This window comes from Streptomyces sp. NPDC044921 (assembly GCF_056432865.1).
Genome location: NZ_JBWKIF010000004.1, coordinates 38331 through 55843, shown reverse-complemented (window position 1 = coordinate 55843; position 17513 = coordinate 38331). Strand labels below are relative to the sequence as shown.

Annotated in this window: 14 protein-coding genes; 5 read left to right on the top strand and 9 right to left on the bottom strand. The window is 72.8% G+C overall.

Features of this window, described 5'->3' with window-relative positions; translation table 11 throughout:
- Positions 1-3: 3 nt before the first annotated feature.
- The 3 genes from AC07DA_RS07605 (at position 4) to AC07DA_RS07595 (ending at position 3587) form a co-directional block, all read left to right on the top strand.
- On the top strand, positions 4-1725 hold the full coding sequence (locus tag AC07DA_RS07605; protein ID WP_479125515.1) for a glycoside hydrolase family 6 protein: 1722 nt from the start codon (positions 4-6) through the stop codon (positions 1723-1725).
- 148 nt (positions 1726-1873) lie between these two features.
- Positions 1874-2800: a class I SAM-dependent methyltransferase gene (locus tag AC07DA_RS07600; protein WP_479125513.1), complete on the top strand. Its 927-nt coding sequence runs from the start codon at positions 1874-1876 to the stop codon at positions 2798-2800.
- A gap of 85 nt (positions 2801-2885) precedes the next feature.
- Positions 2886-3587 (top strand): SDR family oxidoreductase, encoded by a 702-nt coding sequence (locus tag AC07DA_RS07595; protein ID WP_479125511.1) that lies wholly within the window; start codon positions 2886-2888, stop codon positions 3585-3587.
- Between the two features lie 72 nt (positions 3588-3659).
- Here AC07DA_RS07595 and AC07DA_RS07590 read toward each other — a convergent pair whose 3' ends face one another.
- The 3 genes from AC07DA_RS07590 to AC07DA_RS07580 form a co-directional block, all read right to left on the bottom strand.
- Complete coding sequence (locus tag AC07DA_RS07590) at positions 3660-4451, bottom strand: aldo/keto reductase (RefSeq protein ID WP_479126086.1); 792 nt, start codon at positions 4449-4451, stop codon at positions 3660-3662.
- Positions 4452-4609: 158 nt separating this feature from the next.
- A complete protein-coding gene (locus AC07DA_RS07585) occupies positions 4610-6436 on the bottom strand; it encodes an AMP-dependent synthetase/ligase (RefSeq protein WP_479125510.1) in 1827 nt (608 codons plus the stop codon).
- 299 nt (positions 6437-6735) lie between these two features.
- Positions 6736-7617: a LysR substrate-binding domain-containing protein gene (locus AC07DA_RS07580; RefSeq protein WP_479125509.1), complete on the bottom strand. Its 882-nt coding sequence runs from the start codon at positions 7615-7617 to the stop codon at positions 6736-6738.
- A gap of 171 nt (positions 7618-7788) precedes the next feature.
- Between AC07DA_RS07580 and AC07DA_RS07575 the strand changes: the two genes are divergently transcribed.
- A complete protein-coding gene (locus tag AC07DA_RS07575; RefSeq protein ID WP_479126084.1) occupies positions 7789-8805 on the top strand; it encodes a bile acid:sodium symporter family protein in 1017 nt (338 codons plus the stop codon).
- On the opposite strand, the gene AC07DA_RS07570 is transcribed toward AC07DA_RS07575, so the two are convergent.
- From AC07DA_RS07570 to AC07DA_RS07560, 3 genes are all read right to left on the bottom strand, one after another.
- Positions 8741-9982 carry a DUF4185 domain-containing protein gene (locus AC07DA_RS07570; protein WP_479125508.1) on the bottom strand — a complete coding sequence of 414 codons (1242 nt, stop codon included), beginning with the start codon at positions 9980-9982 and terminating at the stop codon, positions 8741-8743. The two genes, AC07DA_RS07575 and AC07DA_RS07570, sit on opposite strands and share 65 nt — an antisense overlap.
- Positions 9983-9993: 11 nt before the next feature.
- A complete protein-coding gene (locus AC07DA_RS07565; RefSeq protein ID WP_479125506.1) occupies positions 9994-11865 on the bottom strand; it encodes an exo-alpha-sialidase in 1872 nt (623 codons plus the stop codon).
- 160 nt (positions 11866-12025) lie between these two features.
- Positions 12026-12943, bottom strand: a complete 918-nt coding sequence (locus AC07DA_RS07560) for a quinone oxidoreductase family protein (protein ID WP_479125504.1) — start codon at positions 12941-12943, stop codon at positions 12026-12028.
- Positions 12944-13047: 104 nt separating this feature from the next.
- Here AC07DA_RS07560 and AC07DA_RS07555 point away from each other — a divergent pair, with 104 nt between their 5' ends.
- The gene (locus AC07DA_RS07555; RefSeq protein WP_479125502.1) at positions 13048-13485 is read left to right on the top strand and encodes a MarR family winged helix-turn-helix transcriptional regulator; all 438 of its coding nucleotides are present in this window, start codon (positions 13048-13050) and stop codon (positions 13483-13485) included.
- A 481-nt stretch (positions 13486-13966) separates the two neighbouring features.
- Here AC07DA_RS07555 and fdhD read toward each other — a convergent pair whose 3' ends face one another.
- Genes fdhD through AC07DA_RS07540 form a run of 3 tightly spaced genes read right to left on the bottom strand, consistent with a single transcriptional unit; the run spans position 13967 to position 17512 of the window.
- Complete coding sequence (fdhD, locus tag AC07DA_RS07550) at positions 13967-14815, bottom strand: formate dehydrogenase accessory sulfurtransferase FdhD (RefSeq protein WP_479125501.1); 849 nt, start codon at positions 14813-14815, stop codon at positions 13967-13969.
- Positions 14816-14822: 7 nt separating this feature from the next.
- Positions 14823-15683 (bottom strand): 2Fe-2S iron-sulfur cluster-binding protein, encoded by an 861-nt coding sequence (locus tag AC07DA_RS07545; protein WP_479125499.1) that lies wholly within the window; start codon positions 15681-15683, stop codon positions 14823-14825.
- Entirely contained in the window at positions 15680-17512 is a 1833-nt protein-coding gene (locus AC07DA_RS07540) for an NADH-ubiquinone oxidoreductase-F iron-sulfur binding region domain-containing protein (RefSeq protein WP_479125497.1), read from the bottom strand. Before AC07DA_RS07540 ends, AC07DA_RS07545 begins: the two co-directional genes overlap by 4 nt.
- Position 17513: the final 1 nt, after the last annotated feature.

The following is a 17513-nucleotide window of genomic DNA, read 5'->3' as shown; positions in this document are numbered from 1 at the left end:
CTCATGAGCCGTACGAGAACAGCGTTACTGGCCGCCATGGCCCTGGTCGCCGGCGCCACCGGCACCGCGTTCGCCGTCGACCCCGGCGGCCTCGGCACCGCCGCCGTTCCCTGCACCGTCGACTACAAGATCCAGAACCAGTGGAACACCGGCTTCACCGCCGCCGTGACCGTCACCAACAACAGCGCCGCGAAGTCCTCCTGGTCGCTGAAGTGGTCCTACGCCGGCAACCAGAAGGTCACCAGCGGCTGGAACGCCAGGCTCAGCCAGAGCGGTGCCGACGTGACCGCGGCCAACGAGAGCTACAACGCCCAGCTGGCGACCGGCGCCTCGGTCAGCTTCGGCTTCCAGGGCAGCTACAGCGGCAGCAACGCCGTCCCGGCCACCTTCACCCTCGACGGCGTGACCTGCAACGTCGACGACGGCGGCTCCGGCGGCCCCACGGACCCGCCGGACCCGGGCGGGCCCGCCAACCGGGTGAACAACCCCTACGAGGGCGCCAAGGTGTACGTGAACCCGCAGTGGTCCGCGAACGCCGCCGCGGAGCCGGGCGGCAGCCGCGTCGCCAACCAGCCGACCGGCGTCTGGCTGGACCGGATCGCCGCGATCAACGGCGCGGGCGGCAAGATGGGGCTGCGCGCCCACCTCGACGAGGCGCTGCGCCAGAAGGGCTCCGGCGAACTCGTCGTGCAGTTGGTGATCTACAACCTGCCCGGCCGGGACTGCTCCGCCCTCGCCTCCAACGGCGAGCTCAAGGCCGACGAACTCGGCCGCTACAAGACCGAGTACATCGACCCGATCAAGGCGATCCTCGCCGACCCGAAGTACGCCTCGCTGCGGATCGTCACCACGGTGGAGATCGACTCGCTGCCCAACCTGGTCACCAACACCGGCAGCCGCCCCACGGCCGTGCCGCAGTGTGACGTGATGAAGGCCAACGGCAACTACGTCAAGGGCGTCGGCTACGCGCTGAACAAGCTCGGCGACGTGCCGAACGTCTACAACTACGTCGACGCCGGCCACCACGGCTGGATCGGCTGGGACGACAACTTAGGCCCCTCCGCGTCCCTGTTCAAGGAGGCGGCGAACGCCGAGGGCGCGACGGTCAGCGACGTCCACGGCTTCATCACGAACACGGCGAACTACAGCGCCCTGAAGGAGGACAACTTCGCCATCGGCGACACCGTGGCCGGCAAGTCCGTCCGCGAGTCGAAGTGGGTCGACTGGAACCGCTACACCGACGAGCTGTCCTTCGCCCAGGCCTTCCGCAACCACCTGGTCTCGATCGGCTTCCCGTCCGGCATCGGCATGCTGATCGACACCTCCCGCAACGGCTGGGGCGGCGCCGCCCGGCCCGCCGGCCCCGGTCCGCAGACCTCCGTGGACGCCTACGTGGACGGCGGCCGCTACGACCGCCGCATCCACCTCGGCAACTGGTGCAACCAGGCCGGAGCCGGCCTCGGCGAGCGCCCGCGGGCGAACCCGGCCCCCGGGATCGACGCGTACGTGTGGATGAAGCCCCCGGGCGAGTCCGACGGGTCGAGCAAGGCCATCGACAACAACGAGGGCAAGGGCTTCGACCGCATGTGCGACCCGACCTACACGGGCAACCCGCGCAACAACAACAACATGTCCGGTGCCCTGCCGGACGCGCCGATCTCCGGGCACTGGTTCTCCGCCCAGTTCCGGCAGCTGATGCAGAACGCGTACCCGCCGCTGTCGTGAGCGGCTGACACCCCGTCCCCACGGGTCCGCCGGGGCTTTTCGCCCCGGCGGATCGGTGCGCGGGGATTTTGCGGGAGCGGCAACAACGGTGGCCGTCTCGCGGTGCGTCGGCGCACGCTGGCCGCATCCGAGCGAGAGGCTGACCACCATGGCGCACGACCACCACGACGACGCACACCGGACCGGCCCCGACCACGGGCACGGGCACGGGCAGGGTCACCCACACCACCACACGGACATCGACTGGGCCGAGATGGGCCCGGTGCTGGAGTCCTCGGCGGAGCTGTTCGCGCCCCTGTACGAGCGGGCCCTGGGGTGGCTGGCGCAGGAGGTGACCGAGCCGGGGCTGATCGTCGACGCGGGCAGCGGTCCGGGCGTGGTGGCGGGCCTGTTCGCCGAGACGTTCCCGGGCGCGCGGATCGTCGCGGTGGACGGCTCCGAGCCGCTGCTGGAACGGGCGCGCGCCCGGGCCGGACGGCAGGGGATCGCCGACCGCTTCGCCACGATCGCCGGTGAACTACCGGATGCCCTGGGGGAGTTGGAATACCCGGCCGACCTGCTCTGGGCCAGCCGCAGCCTGCACCACCTCGGCGACCAGCGGGCCGCGCTCGCGGCGTTCGCGCGGCGGCTCGCGCCCGGCGGCACGCTGGCCCTCATGGAGGGCGGGCTGCCCCCGCGCTACCTGCCGCGCGACATCGGCATCGGACGGCCCGGGCTCCAGGCGCGGATCGACGCGGTGGAGGCGGAGTGGTTCACGCGGATGCGCCACGAGCTGCCGGGCCATGTCGCGGTGACGGAGGACTGGCCCGCCCTGCTGGCCGCCGCGGGCCTGAAGCCCACCCGGTCGCACACGTTCCTGCTGGACCTGCCCGCCCCCGCCCCGGAGCGGGCGCGCGCCTATGTCATCACGTCCCTGTCGCACCTGCGGGACCGGCTCACCGAGGCCCTCGACGCGGAGGACATCGCGACCCTCGACCGCCTCCTCGACCCCGACGACGAGGCGAGCCTGCACCGCCGCCCGGACGTGTTCGTCCTGGAGGCCCACACGGTCCACACGGCGGTCCGGCCCGGCTAGCGGCCGCGGGCGCTTGACTTCGAGCGCTCTTCAACTGATGGACTCTCCGGCATCGCAGTTCCGACCGCACGTACAGGGGGAATTCATGTCCGAGAACCAGGTGGCGCTCATCACCGGCGGCGGCAGCGGCATCGGTGCCGCCGTCGCGCGGCAGCTGCTGGAGGCCGGGTACCGGGTCGCCGTCACGGGGCGGGGGGAGGAGCGGCTGAACGCCTTCGCCGAGGAGCTGGGGCGGCCCGCTGAGCTGCTGGCGATCGCCGGGGACACCGCCGTGTACGCCGACGTGCGGTCCGCGGTCGGCGCCACCCTCGAGCGGTTCGGCCGGCTGGACGCGGTCGTCGCCAACGCCGGTTTCGCCACCCACGACACGGTCGCCGAGGGCGATCCGGCCGGCTGGACCGACATGGTGCTGACCAACGTCCTCGGCCCGGCCCTGCTGATCAGGGCGTCCATCGACGCCCTGAAGGAGACACGCGGCCGGATCGTGCTGGTCGGCAGTGTCGCCGGATTCGCGTACACGCCGGGCAACATCTACGGGGCCACCAAGTGGGCCGTGACCGGCCTCGCGGAGAACACCCGGCGGCAGGTCACCGAGTGGGGCGTGGGCGTGACCCTGATCGCGCCCGGCCGCACGGAGACCCCCTTCTGGGACTCCTACGGCAGTCTCCCGCCCGGCCACCTCCTCACCGCCGGCCAGATCGCGGACTCGGTCGTCTGGGCGATGCGCCGGCCGGCCGGCGTCGACGTCAACACGGTGGTCGTACGGCCGGTGGGTCAGCCGGTCTGAGCGGGCGCACACGGACGGCGCCCCGGCTCCGGGCCCTGTCGGGGCTCCGGACCGGGGCGCCGCCGGTGGACGTCAGGCTCCGTTGAACTCCGCCGGGTCCGGGCCCAGGCGCCGGTCCTCGTTGAGGGCGCTGATCGCCGCCAGGTCCTCGGTGTCCAGGCTGAAGTCGAACACCTCGATGTTCTCCTTGATCCGCGAGGGCGTCACGGACTTGGGGATCACCACGTTGCCCAGCTGGATGTGCCAGCGCAGCACGACCTGCGCGGGCGTGCGGTCGTGCTTGCGGGCGATGGCCACGATCGCCGGGACCTCCAGCAGGCCCTTGCCCTGGCCGAGCGGCGACCAGGCCTCCGTGGCGATGCCGTGCTCCGCGTGGTACTCGCGGGCGTCGTGCTGCTGCAGGTGGGGGTGCAGCTCGATCTGGTTCACCGCGGGGACGACCGACGTCTCGCCGATCAGCTTCTCCAGGTGCTCGGGCAGGAAGTTCGAGACGCCGATGGCCCGGATCCGGCCGTCGGCGTGCAGCTTCTCGAACGCCTTGTAGGTGTCGACGTACAGACCCCGCTCCGGCGTCGGCCAGTGGATCAGGTACAGGTCGACGTAGTCCAGGCCGAGCTTCTCCAGCGACGTGTCGAAGGCGCGCAGCGTGGAGTCGTACCCCTGGTCGGCGTTCCACAGCTTCGTGGTGACGAAGAGCTCCTCGCGGGGGACGCCGGAGGCGGCGATGGCCTTGCCGGTGCCCTCCTCGTTGCCGTAGATCGCCGCTGTGTCGATGCTGCGGTACCCGGCCTCCAGCGCCGTCGTGACGGCCGTCTCGGCCTCGTCGTCCGGCACCTGCCAGACGCCGAAGCCCAGCTGGGGCATCTCGACGCCGTTGTTCAGGATGATCGGGGGGACCTTGCTCACGAGCTCTCGATCCTTCGGTGTGTGGTCAGTGGTACTCCCATCGTCAACGATCACGAGCCGTGATGCATTCCTGACAGGAGAATTCAGAACCCACGGATGCCCCGTCAGCGCCGGGGTCACGCCCGGTACAAAGCCTCCACCTCGTTCTCGTACGCTTTTTCGATCGCCTTGCGCTTGAGCTTCAGGGAGGGGGTGAGCAGCCCGTGCTCCTCGGTGAACGGCTGGGCCAGGATGCGGAAGGTGCGGATCGACTCGGCCTGCGAGACCAGCGTGTTGGCCGTGACCACCGCGCGCCGCACCTCCGTCTCCAGGTCCGTGTCGCGCACCAGCTCCGCCGGGGACATCCGCGGCTTCTTGCGCATGGTCAGCCAGTGCTCCACGGCCTCCTGGTCCAGGGTCACCAGGGCGGCGATGTACGGGCGGTCGTTGCCGACGACGATGCACTGGTTGACCAGCGGGTGGTCCCGGACGCGCTCTTCCAGCACACCGGGGGAGACGCTCTTGCCGCCGGACGTGACCAGGATCTCCTTCTTGCGGCCGGTGATGGTGAGGTAGCCGTCCTCGTCGAGCGAGCCCAGGTCGCCGGTGGCCAGCCAGCCGTCGTGCAGGGCCTCGTCGGTGGCCTTGGGGTTGTTGAGGTAGCCCTGGAAGACGTTGTGACCGCGCAGCCAGATCTCGCCGTCGTCCGCGATGTGCACGGTCATGCCCGGAATGGGCTGCCCGACCGTGCCGAACCGGGTGCGCCCGGGCGGGTTGGCGGTGGCGGCGGCGGTGGACTCGGTCAGCCCGTAGCCCTCGTAGATGTGCACGCCCGCGCCGGCGAAGAACAGCCCGAGCCGTCGGTCCATCGCCGAGCCGCCGGACATGGCGTGCCTGATGCGCCCGCCCATCGCGGCGCGGATCTTGGAGTAGACGAGCTTGTCGAACAGCTGGTGCTGCATGCGCAGGCCCGCCGAGGGGCCGGGGCCGGTGCCCCAGGCCTTGGCCTCCACCGCGTCGGCGTACTTGATGGCGACGTCGACGGCCTTCTCGAACGGGCCGGAGCGCCCCTCCTTCTCGGCCTTGCGGCGGGCCGCGTTGAACACCTTCTCGAAGATGTACGGCACCGCGAGGAAGAAGGTCGGCCGGAACGCGGCCAGGTCCGGCAGTAGGGCCGCCGCGTTGAGCTGCGGCTGGTGGCCGAACTTGACCCTGCCCCTGATGCCCGCCACCTGGACCATCCGCCCGAAGACGTGCGCGAGCGGCAGGAACAGCAGGGTGGCCGCCTCGTCACCCTTCCTGGAGTGGAACACCGGCTCCCAGCGCTCGATGACCGTGTCCGCCTCGTACATGAAGTTGCCGTGCGAGATGACACAGCCCTTGGGGCGGCCGGTGGTGCCCGAGGTGTAGATGATCGTGGCGACCGAGTCGGGCGTGACGGCCTGCCGGTGGCGGTGCACCACCTCGTCGTCGAGGTGCGCCCCCGCGTCGTACAGCTCGTGCACGGCGCCAGCGTCCAGCTGCCACAGGCGGCGCAGCTGCGGCAGCCGGTCGATCACGGTGGCGATCGTCATGGCGTGGTCCTCGTGCTCCACGACCGCGGCGGTCACCTCGGCGTCGTACAGCATCCAGAAGCACTGCTCGGCCGAGGAGGTCGGGTAGACCGGCACGACCTGGGCGCCGATCGTCCACAGCGCGTAGTCGAACAGCGTCCACTCGTAGCGCGTACGGGACATGATCGCGACCCGGTCGCCGAACCGGATGCCGCTCGCCAGCAGCCCCTTGGCCAGGGCCAGCACCTCGTCGCGGAACTCGGCGCTGGTGACGTCCCGCCACTGCCCGGACTCGTCCTTGCGGCCGAGCGCGATGTGCAGCGGGTCCTGCCGGGCATGCTCGAACACCACGTCGGCCAGACCGCCCACCGGGGGTGCCAACGCCAACGGAGGGTTGGAAAACTCGCGCAAACCCCGCTCCCCGTTCCTCAGCGCTTCGGTTGAGTGACGCTCCGCACAGCGCCGTGAAAGCTACCCCAAGCAACCAACGTCCGGGAGGGGGGCAAAGGTGAGCGACGCTCGCGTCCGTGCTGGTCAGCGGGGGAAAATGCGCTCACATGGGGAAGGGTCGGACAGAAACCTGACGGTTGAGTAAGTTCCGGTGCCGTAATCTCCACCGAATCTGTACGACTCCGGCGGCAGGGTGCCGGGCACCGTCGCGGCGTCACTTCTCCCAGCGCACACGCGGCGCATTTCGTCACCCCCGCCGGTCAAGGGCCGCCCTTGTGAGCGGTGCGGTGCAGGCGGTCCCCGCCGGACAGGAGGGCCGCCGCCAGGGCGTCGGCCGCGCCCTGCGCGGAGGGCCGGCGGCGGCCGTGGACGACGACGAAGTCGACCTGCCCCAGCTCGGGCAGTCCCGCCCGGTCCGGAACCCGGAACAGGCCCGGCGGGACGAGGCCGCGGGAGTGGGCCATCACGCCGAGGCCCGCGCGGGCCGCGGCGACGAGCCCGTTGAGGCTGCCGCTCGTGCACACCACCCGCCACTCGCGGCCCTGCCGCTCCAGGGCCTCCAGCGCGAGCGCGCGGGTGATGCCCGGCGGCGGATAGACGATCAGCGGTACCGGGCGGTCCGGGTCCAGCCGCAGGCGCTCGGCGCCGATCCACACCAGCCGGTCGTGCCGGACCAGCTCGCCGCGCGGGTCCTCGGGGCGCCGCTTGGCGAGGATCAGGTCGAGCTTCCCGGCGGCCAGCATCTCGTGCAGCGTCCCCGACAGCTCCACCGTCAGCTCCAGGTCGACCTCCGGGTGCTCGTGCCGGAAGCCCTCCAGGATCTCCGGCAGCCGGGTCAGCACGAAGTCCTCCGAGGCGCCGAAGCGCAGCCGTCCGCGCAGCCGGGTGCCGGTGAAGAACGCCGCCGCCTGCTCGTGCACCTCCAGGATGCGGCGCGCGAAGCCGAGCATGGCCTCGCCGTCCTCGGTGAGCTCCACCGAGTGGGTGTCCCGGGTGAACAGCGTCCGTCCGGTCGCGTCCTCCAGGCGCCGCACGTGCTGGCTCACCGTCGACTGCCGCAGCCCGAGCCGCCGCGCGGCCTGCGTGAAGCTCAGGGTCTGCGCCACCGAGAGGAAGGTCCGCAGATGCGCGGGCTCGTACATGTGACCGACTTTATCGCGGACCGCGATGACAGTCAGAGCGGTGTACGGGATTCCCGATCGCCGGGCCGGGGAGCAGGATGGAAGGGGGCCGTCCCGGCCCTCCGGGACCTGCCCGGCCCGTCCGAACCGAGTGAGTGGAGCCTCGTGAAACGCCTGCGCCGGCCGCGCCGGATGCCGATCGACCCGTACATCCTTCTCCTGCTGGCGACGGTGGGTCTCGCCGCGCTGGTCCCGGCGCGGGGGACGACCGCCGAGGTGGCCTCCGGCGCGTCGACGGCGGCGATCGCCCTGCTGTTCTTCCTGTACGGGGCCCGGCTGTCCACCCGCGAGGCACTGGACGGACTGCGCCACTGGCGGCTCCACGTCACGGTCCTGGCCTGCACCTTCGTGGTCTTCCCGCTGCTCGGCCTGGCGGCCCGCGGGCTGGTGCCGGTCATCCTGACGCACCCGCTGTACCAGGGCCTGCTCTTCCTCACGCTCGTCCCGTCGACCGTGCAGTCGTCGATCGCCTTCACCTCGATGGCCCGCGGCAACGTGCCCGCCGCGATCTGCGCGGGTTCCTTCTCGTCCCTCGTCGGCATCATCGCCACCCCGCTGCTCGCCGCCTCCCTGCTGGGCGGCAGCGGCGGCGGCTTCTCCGCCGGCTCCCTGCTCAGGATCGTGCTGCAACTGCTCGTGCCGTTCCTCGCCGGGCAGCTGCTGCGCCGCTGGATCGGCGGCTTCGTCACCCGCCACAAGAAGGTCCTCGGCCTGGTGGACCGCGGCTCCATCCTGCTGGTCGTCTACACCGCGTTCAGCCAGGGCGTGGTCCAGGGCATCTGGCACCGGGTCAGCCCGCTCAGGCTGGGCGGGCTGCTGGCCGTCGAGGCCGTGGTCCTCGCCGTGATGCTGCTGCTGACCTGGTACGGCGGGAAGGCGCTGGGCTTCGGCCGGGAGGACCGGATCACGCTGCAGTTCGCCGGCTCGAAGAAGTCCCTGGCCGCCGGACTGCCCATGGCGAGCGTCCTGTTCGGCGCGCACGCGTCGCTGGCCGTGCTGCCGCTGATGCTCTTCCACCAGATGCAGCTGATGGTCTGCGCGGTGATCGCCAAACGCCGCTCGCACGACCCGGGCGCGGGCGAGGTCAGCGCGGGGAAGCCAGCCGCAGCGTCACGAACCGCGGCCGGTACAGGGACACGTTCCGGCTGAGCTGGGCGGCGGCGCCCGTCGTCTCCAGCCAGTTGACGTCGTAGCTCAGCACCAGCCGCCCGTCGCCGCTCAGCACCGGGTGCGCCTGGGGGTTGTAGGCGGCGACCTCGCCCGGCGGCAGCGGCGGGCTGAACTCCTTCACCGGGCCGTGCCACGGGCCCTCCGGGGAGCACGCCCAGTACGCGGCCACCGTGGTCAGGCCCCTGGTGCCGGTGGCCATCGTGAACAGCACGTAGCCGCCGCCGTCCCGGACCACCGAGAACGCGCTGCCCACGCCCCGTGACCGCCCGTCCCCGAGGACCGGCCGGGGGCGGGCGCCGGCCGTCCAGTCGGAGCCGTTCCAGTACTGCCAGGCCGCCGGGTCGGCGAGCCTGCCCTCCGGCACGCGGGCCGCGTACGCGTGCGAGGCGGGGCGGGAGGCGGCCTGCCCGTCGTCGCCGCCGTAGACGTACGTCCAGCCGTCCTGTTCGACCAGTGTGGTGCCGAACAGCACCCGCCGGGACGGGTCGGGGACCAGCTGCTGGTCGAGCACCTTGACGACCGACTCCAGGCGCAGTTCGGGCAGGGACAGGGTGGCGACCTCGGTCGCGGTGGGCACGCCGTAGATCCACGGGGCGGAGCCGGCGGTGCGGACCCACAGCAGCACGCGGACGACCCGCTCGGCGGAGCCGGGGGAGCGGGGCTCGACGCGGGCGGCGACCGGCCAGCGCCACTGGTTCGGCGCCGGGTCGGCGAACAGCGGGGCGGGCAGGGTCGATTCGAGCCGGCCGTCGCGCATCAGCACGGCCGAGTTGCGCACCAGCGGCGCGGTGGTGTCCCGCCAGGCGTAGGACTCGCCGTGCGGGTTGGGCGGGCCGTGCACGCGGCCCAGGTAGGTGTCCGAGAAGAGCCACAGCACACGGCCGTCCGGGAGCCGCACCGAGTGGGTGCCGTCGCCGCCGGTCCAGTCGTCGGTGCGGGAGGCGTCGTCGCCGTAGCGGGCGAACTCGGCCGTGAGGCGCTCGTCCGCCTGCCAGGAGCGGACCGTGCGCGCCCGGCAGGCAGCGCCGTCGGGCGCGCCGTCCTCGTCGTCCGGCAGGGCGATGAGCAGCGCGGCCCCGAGAACCAGGACCAGCAGCAGGCCGATCCCGGTTCCCGTGCGCTGTCGTGCTCGTGCTGCGTATGCGTCGTCGGGCACGTCCCGTGACGTTAGTTGCTGCCGCTCACCTGGTCCATGGGGAGCCACAGCACCGTGCCCCGAGCGGCCGCGCCCGAGGCGCCGGACGCCAGCTCCCGGTCGGTCAGGGCCCGGTTCCACACCCGGGCCTCGTCGATCGACCCGGTGAGGTGCGCCCTGCTGTCCATGCGCTGCCCGATGTGCACGCCGAAGGGGGAGTTGCGGCTGACCGAGCCGGCCACGTCCGCGGTGCTGACCGCCTCGCCGTCCAGGAGGAGCGTCAACTGCCCGCCGCCGCGGCGCAGCACCAGGTGGTGCCAGCGGCCGTCGTTGCGGGCGCCGGTGCTCCACACGGAGGCCGTCCTGACGGTCGTGGCGCCCGAGCGGGTGGTGATCAGCCCCCGGACCCGGTCGTTCGCCGGCTCGCCGCGCAGCCAGACCTGCGGCTGGGTGCCGCCGATCCCGCCCATCCACAGGAAGGGCTGCTCACCGGCCGTGGCGGAGTAGCGGAAGAACAGGGACGCCGTGAAGTCCCCTTCCCCTAGCCGCAGTTGGGGACGGTACGGCAGGCGTACGGCGTCGTCGGTGCCGTCGAAGGACATCGCGCCGGCGCGCACCCCGGCCGTCCGCCCGGCACCGCCGAGGACGGCCGCGGGCCTGGCGCCCGCCGCCGCGTCCCGGGTGGTCGGGTCGGCACCCCGGCGGGGCTTCAGCCAGTCCTCGGTGAAGCGGGCGAAGCGGATCTCGTCCCGGGCGTCGACCGCGCCGCCCTCGTAGAGCAGTCCCACCGTCGAGCCGTCGACCGCCGCCATGTCGGAGTAGCCGGACCAGTCCGTGGTGACGACCGTGCCCCGGTCCACGCTCTCCCAGGTGCGCCCCCCGTCGTAGGAGGAGCGGACCATCATCGTGCGGCGGCGGTCGGGGTCGGCCGGGGCGGAGAGCAGCATCCGGTCGCCGAGGCGCAGCGTCGCGCCCTGCACCTGCGGGGTGTAGAGATCCGGCAGGGCCCGGAAGGGCGAGGCGAAGCTGTCGCCGCCGTCGGTGCTGAACGTCTGGGCGCGGTGGCCGAGGTCGGTGCCGTCCTGCTCCCGTCCGCTGACGAGCAGGGTGCCGTCGGCGCGCTCGGTGAGCGTGACCTCGGACGGCTTCTGCCGGAAGGTGCCGTCCTGCTCTATGGGCCAGGAGTCGGTGGCGCCGACCCGCCAGTGGTCGCCGCCGTCGTCGCTGACGACGAGCGCGGCGTGGTTCGCGGAGACCCGGCTGCCGTCCCACGTCTCGGTGTTGACACCGAACACCAGCCGCCCGGCGTGCGCGCCGCGGGTCAGCTGGATGCCGTGCACGGGGCCGGTGGCGTACCAGGAGTTCCAGTCGCCGGGGAGGATCTCGTCGCTCAGGTCGCGCGGCCGTGACCAGGTCCGGCCGTCGTCGTCGCTGTACTGCAGGTGCGGGGTGCGGTCGCAGGGGATCTCGCAGTTCCCGGCGTCCGTACGGCCGGTGTTGTACGTCTCGGCCAGCAGGACGCGGCCGGTGCGGCGGTCCACCAGGGGCGCGGGATTGCCGTGTGTGTCGCCCGCGCCCTCGTTGACGACCTGGAGCGGGCCCCAGGTGCGGCCGCCGTCGGTGGAGCGTTTGAGGACGATGTCGATGTCGGCGGCGTCACCGCAGTTGAGGACCCGGCCCTCGGCGAAGGCGAGCAGCGTGCCGGTGGTGGTGCGCACGATCGCCGGGATCCGGAAGCAGGCGTACCCGGGGTCCTGGGACGCCTTGAAGAGGACCTGCTGCTCGAACTCCGGTAAGGCGGTGGCCGGTCCGGCCTCGGCCGGTGCGGTGGGCGCGAGCAGCGCCGCGGCCGCGGAAGCGGCTGTCAGGGTGGATCTCAGACGGGTGCGAAGACTTGACGGCATGGTGCGACCTGCCCTTCATGCGTCTGTCGGCTGGACCACCGGGGGTGAGCGGAAAGTCGGCTTACGTCGGGAAGACATCAGGTCATCCGGACATCCGACGTCCCATGTGGCGGGCCACAGACGGTACTTGGCTTCTCGGACCCCCCACAAGAACCGTGCGTCAGGGGATCAGGACGACCTTGCCGAGGTTGGACCGCGCCTCGATCTCCCCGTGTGCCTTCGCCGCGTCCTCCAGGGCGAACTCCCCGTGCACGACCGGCCGGAGCTCACCGGCCGCGAACAGCCGCCACAGCTCCTCGCGCCACTGCTCGTACAGCTCCGGCCTCGCGCGGGCGATCCGGGCCGTCTGGAAGCCGATGACCGACTTGGCGCCCACCAGCAGGTCGTACGCCTGGATGGTCCCGCCGCCCGAGCTGTAGGCCACGAGCCGTCCCCCGGGGACGAGGGCGTGCAGGGCGGGGGTGAGCAGGGCGCCGCCGACCGCGTCCAGGACGTAGTCGACCGGGGTGCCCCAGCTCGCGTCGCCGTAGGTGATGACGTGGTCGGCGCCGAGGCCGCGCACGAAACCGGCCTTGGCCGGATCGGAGACGGCGCCCACGACGCGTCCGGCGCCCCGCGTCCTGGCCAGTTGCACGGCCAGGTGGCCGACACCGCTCGCCGCGGCGGTGACCAGGGCCGCCTCGCCCGGCTCGGGCCGGGCCGCCTCCAGGGCGCCGAGCGCGACCAGACCGCTGCGGACCAGCGCGACCGCGGTGACGGCGCCGGCGTCGCGCGGGACGGGGGAGGCCATCGCCTCGTGCAGGAGCGCGAAGTCGGCGTAACCGTGGCCGCAGCAGAGCCCGGTCACGCGGTCGCCCGGGCCGAAACCGGTGACGCCCTCGCCCACGGCGGTGACCTCCCCGGCGATCTCGCCGCCGAGCGGTTCGGGCTCGGCCGCCTCGGTGACCTTGCGGACGACCGGGAGGGTCACGCCGATCGCCTCCGTGCGCACGAGCAGCTCTCCGGGGCCGGGCTCGGGGACCGGTGCCTCCTCCAGGAACAACGGGCCGCCTCGGATTTCGTAGCGGACGCGGCGCATCGCACCTCCGGATGTCGTTGGTGGCCCCCATGAGTTCGTTGGGGCCCCCAACGGTATAGGACGATCGTAGGGAGAACCAACGATTGCTTGGTTAGGCTGCGGTCATGTCGGAAGCACCCCTGCCCGCGATCCGCTCCCTGCCGAGCTGGCTGCTCGGCCGTGCCGCCGCCCGGGGCCGGGCCCTGGTGACCGAGGCGCTGGCCGGTGAGGACATGCGGATGTGGCATCACGTGGTGCTGTCGGCCGTCCGCGACCTCGCGCCCGTCGCCCAGGCCGATCTCGGCCGCGCGGTCGGCCTGGACCCCAAGGACCTGGTCGGCATCCTCAACGGCCTCCAGGCGGCGGGCCTGGCGGTGCGCGAGCCGGACCCGCGGGATGGCCGCAAGAACGCGGTGTCCCTCACCGCGCGGGGGTCCCGGCTGCTCAAGCGCTGCGAGAAGGCGGCCCGGGCCGCCAACGACGAGCTGCTCGCCCCGCTGTCGGCGGCGGAGCGGGAACAGTTCACCGGGATGCTGCGGCGGATATCCGGCACGGCGGACTGACGAGCCACGCGAGTATGGGGCGTGGCCGGCGGACGAACCGTCGGGATGCCGTCACGGCAGGCGGACCGGGCTGTGCGGTATCCGCCACGGCGAACGGACAAGCTGTGCGGGTATCCGGCGTGGCCGTGAGGAGGCCGACATGGAGCTCGACCGGCGGACGGGCCGTGCGGGTATCCGTCCCGGCAGACGGGAAGCCGGCCGGGTATCCGGTACGGCCGGCGGACGAGTCGGGCGGGTATCCGGTAGGGCCGGCGGACGAGTCGGGCGGGTATCCGGTAGGGCCGGCGGACGAGTCGGGCGGATGATCCGGCGTTGCCGGCCGACCGGCAGGGCGGATGGTCCGGCGAGGCCGATGCGAGCCACGGGGCGGCGTGGCCGCCGGGTGGCCGTCGTTCCGGGTGGGACGAGACGGGGCCCCTGCGGCGCAGGGGGCGCTCCCCGCCGGTCGGGGCCCCGCCGCCGTGCAGCGGGGCGAACCTGCTCAGCCCTGGGCGGCCGCGGCCCGCACAGCGATCCGGTCCTCACCCGCGTACACGTTCATGGAGCTGCCCCGCAGGAAGCCCACCAGCGTCAGGCCCGTCTCGGCGGCCAGGTCCACCGCCAGTGAGGACGGCGCCGACACCGCCGCCAGCACCGGGATGCCCGCCATCACGGCCTTCTGCGCCAGCTCGAAGGAGGCCCGGCCCGACACCAGCAGGATCGCCCGCGACAGCGGCAGCCCCCCGTTCTGCAGGGCACGGCCGACCAGCTTGTCGACCGCGTTGTGCCGGCCCACGTCCTCCCGGACGTCCAGCAGCTCGCCCTCCTCGGAGAACAGCGCCGCCGCGTGCAGGCCCCCCGTCCGGTCGAAGACCCGCTGGGCGGCGCGCAACCGGTCCGGCAGGCTCGCCAGCAGCTCGGGGGTGACCCGGACGGGCGGTGCGTCGGCGATGGGCCAGCGGGCCGTGGTGCGCACCGCGTCCAGGGACGCCTTGCCGCACAGGCCGCAGGAGGACGTGGTGTAGACGTTGCGCTCCAGCGTGATGTCCGGGATCACCACACCGGGGGCCGTCTTCACGTCGACCACGTTGTAGGTGTTCGAGCCGTTGGCCGTCGCCCCGGCGCAGTAGACGATGTTCTGCAGATCCTGTTGCCCGGCGAGCACGCCCTCGCTCACCAGGAAGCCCGCCGCCAGCGCGAAGTCGTCGCCCGGGGTGCGCATGGTGATCGCCAGGGGCTTGCCGTTCAGCCGGATCTCCAGGGGTTCCTCGGCGACGAGCGTGTCGGGGCGGCTGGAGACGGCCCCGTCCCGGATGCGGAGCACCTTGCGTCGTTCCGTGACTCGTCCCATGTCCTGATCAGCCCCGGTTCTGTATGTGCTGGTAGCCGAAGCGGCCCTTGATGCAGAGGTTGCCGTGGGTCACCGGGTTGTCGTGCGGCGAGGTGACCTTGACGATCTCATTGTCCTGCACGTGCAGCGTCAGGTTGCAGCCCACTCCGCAGTACGCGCACACCGTGGTCGTCTCCGTCTGCCGCGACTCGTCCCAGGTACCCGCCGCGCGCATGTCGAACTCCGACTTGAACGACAGCGCGCCCGTGGGGCACACCTCGATGCAGTTGCCGCAGTACACGCACGCCGAGTCGGTCAGCGGCGCGTCGTGCTCGACGGCGATCCGGGCGTCGAAGCCCCGCCCGGCGACCGAGATCGCGAAGGTGTTCTGCCACTGCTCGCCGCAGGCGTCGACGCACTTGTAGCAGAGGATGCACTTGTCGTAGTCGCGCACGTAGAGATCGTTGTCGACCCGCGGCTCCTCGCCCAGCCGGGCCGCGTCCGGGCCGAAGCGGTCCGGCTCGGCCTCGTACTCCTCGAGCCACTCGGCGGCCCGGGGCGTGGTGGACAGGTCGGCGGAGGACGCGAGCAGCTCCAGGACGATCTTCCGGCTGTGCCGGGCGCGCTCGGTGCCGGTGCGGACCTCCATGCCCGGCTCGGCCTTGCGTGAGCAGGCCGGGACCAGGGTGCGGGCCCCCTCGACCTCGACGACACAGACCCGGCAGGCGTTCTTCGGCCGGAGCGTGTCGCCCTCGCACAGGGTCGGGACGTCCTTGCCCGCCGCCCGGCAGGCGTCGAGGAGCGTCGAGCCCTCGGGGACCCGGGCCGTCTCGCCGTCGAGCGTGAACTCCAGCAGCCGGCGCGGGATCCCCAGCGGTGTGACGGTCATGCGTACGCCCCCAGACGGTCGATGGCGGATTCCACGGCGTTCCACGCGGTCTGCCCCAGACCGCAGATCGAGGCGTCCCGCATGGCGCGGCCGACCTCCCGGAGCAGGGCGATGTCCCCCGCGGCGGCGGCGCCCGCGCGCTCGGCGATCCGGTGCAGCGCCTCCTCCTGCCGCACGGTCCCGACCCGGCAGGGCACGCACTGGCCGCACGACTCGTCGCGGAAGAACTCGGCGATGCGCAGCAGCAGCCGGGGCAGGGGCACGCTGTCGTCGAAGGCCATCACGACGCCCGAGCCCAGGGTCGTGCCGGCCTCGCGCGTCCCCTCGAAGGTGAGCGGGACGTCCAGCTCGTCGGCGCGTACGAAGCCGCCCGCCGCACCGCCGAGCAGCACCGCCCGCAGCCCGTCCCGCACCCCGGCGAGCGCGAGCACCTCGCCCAGCGTCGCCCCGAACGGCACCTCGTACACGCCGGGCCGCGTCACCCTTCCCGACACGCAGAACAGCTTCGGCCCGGTCGAGCGCCCGGTGCCGATCGCGGCGTACGCGGCGGCGCCCAGGGTCAGGATCGGCAGGACGTTGACCAGCGTCTCCACGTTGTTCGCGACCGTCGGCTTGCCGAACAGGCCCTTCTCCACGGGGAACGGCGGCTTGGCGCGCGGCTCGCCCCGGTACCCCTCGATGGAGTTGAACAGGGCCGTCTCCTCACCGCAGATGTAGGCGCCCGCACCGCGCCGGATCTCGATGTCGAAGGCGTAGCCCTGCCCGAGGACGTCGTCGCCCAGCAGGCCCCGGGCGCGGGCCTGCGCGATCGCGTGCTCCAGCCGGCGCAGGGCGCGCGGGTACTCGCCGCGCAGGTACAGGTAGCCCCGGTGGGCGCCGGTCGCGTACCCGGCGATCGTCATCGCCTCGATGAGCGCGTACGGGTCGCCCTCCATCAGGACCCGGTCCTTGAAGGTGCCCGGCTCGGACTCGTCGGCGTTGCAGACGAGGTAGTGCGGACGGTCCGGCTGGGACGCCGTGGCCTGCCACTTGCGGCCCGTGGGGAAGGCCGCCCCGCCGCGCCCGGCCAGGCCCGAGTCGGTGACCTCCCGGATGACGCCCGCCGGGCCCAGCTCGAAGGCCCGGCGCAGGGCCGTGTACCCGCCGTGGGCGCGGTAGTCGTCGAGGGACGCCGGGTCGGCCACGCCGACGCGGTGCAGCAGCATCAGGCCGCCCTGCCCGGCCTGGGGCACCGCCAGCGCGGCCGGGGGCTCCTCCGGCGCCGAGTCGGGGGCGCTCGCGGCGAGGACGGCCTCCGCCACGGTCGCCGGTGCCGACACCGCCGTACGGACCGGGTCCCCGGCCCTGATCGCGAGCGCCGCCGGGGCGCGTTCGCACAGGCCCAGGCAGGGGCTGCGCTGCACGCTCACCCCGCTGCCGGGGCCCAGCCGCTCCTCGATCCCGGAGCACAGCCCGGGTGCCCCGGCCGCCGCGCACGCCAGGTCCGTGCACACGTGCAGCACGGTCGCCGGGCGCGGCTTGACGGAGAACATCGCGTAGAAGGTGGCGACCCCGTACGCCTCCGCCGGCGGCACCGTCAGCCGCCGGCACAGGTAGTCCAGGGCGCCGTCGCTGATCCAGCCGACCCGGTCGTTGATCGCGTGCAGCCCCGGCAACAGCAGGTCGCGGCGGTCCCGGGCCTCGCGTCCGCCCCGGGCCCACCGCAGATCGGCGGCCTCCGTCTCATCGCGGGTGGCACCCTCCCAGGAGGACTGCGGGGGCCCGAGCAGGGCGTCCACGGCCGCCCGTTCCTCGTCCGTCGGTTCGCTGTCGCCGAAGTGCAGGTCCACG

Excerpts from the sequence above, each read along its gene's own strand:
- AC07DA_RS07605 (WP_479125515.1), top strand. The coding sequence starts at position 4 with ATGAGCCGTACGAGAACAGCGTTACTGGCCGCCATGGCCCTGGTCGCC.
- AC07DA_RS07600 (WP_479125513.1), top strand. The coding sequence starts at position 1,874 with ATGGCGCACGACCACCACGACGACGCACACCGGACCGGCCCCGACCAC.
- AC07DA_RS07595 (WP_479125511.1), top strand. The coding sequence starts at position 2,886 with ATGTCCGAGAACCAGGTGGCGCTCATCACCGGCGGCGGCAGCGGCATC.
- AC07DA_RS07590 (WP_479126086.1), bottom strand. The coding sequence starts at position 4,451 with ATGCCCCAGCTGGGCTTCGGCGTCTGGCAGGTGCCGGACGACGAGGCC.
- AC07DA_RS07580 (WP_479125509.1), bottom strand. The coding sequence starts at position 7,617 with ATGTACGAGCCCGCGCATCTGCGGACCTTCCTCTCGGTGGCGCAGACC.
- AC07DA_RS07575 (WP_479126084.1), top strand. The coding sequence starts at position 7,789 with ATGCCGATCGACCCGTACATCCTTCTCCTGCTGGCGACGGTGGGTCTC.
- AC07DA_RS07565 (WP_479125506.1), bottom strand. The coding sequence starts at position 11,865 with ATGCCGTCAAGTCTTCGCACCCGTCTGAGATCCACCCTGACAGCCGCT.
- AC07DA_RS07560 (WP_479125504.1), bottom strand. The coding sequence starts at position 12,943 with ATGCGCCGCGTCCGCTACGAAATCCGAGGCGGCCCGTTGTTCCTGGAG.
- AC07DA_RS07555 (WP_479125502.1), top strand. The coding sequence starts at position 13,048 with ATGTCGGAAGCACCCCTGCCCGCGATCCGCTCCCTGCCGAGCTGGCTG.
- fdhD (WP_479125501.1), bottom strand. The coding sequence starts at position 14,815 with ATGGGACGAGTCACGGAACGACGCAAGGTGCTCCGCATCCGGGACGGG.
- AC07DA_RS07545 (WP_479125499.1), bottom strand. The coding sequence starts at position 15,683 with ATGACCGTCACACCGCTGGGGATCCCGCGCCGGCTGCTGGAGTTCACG.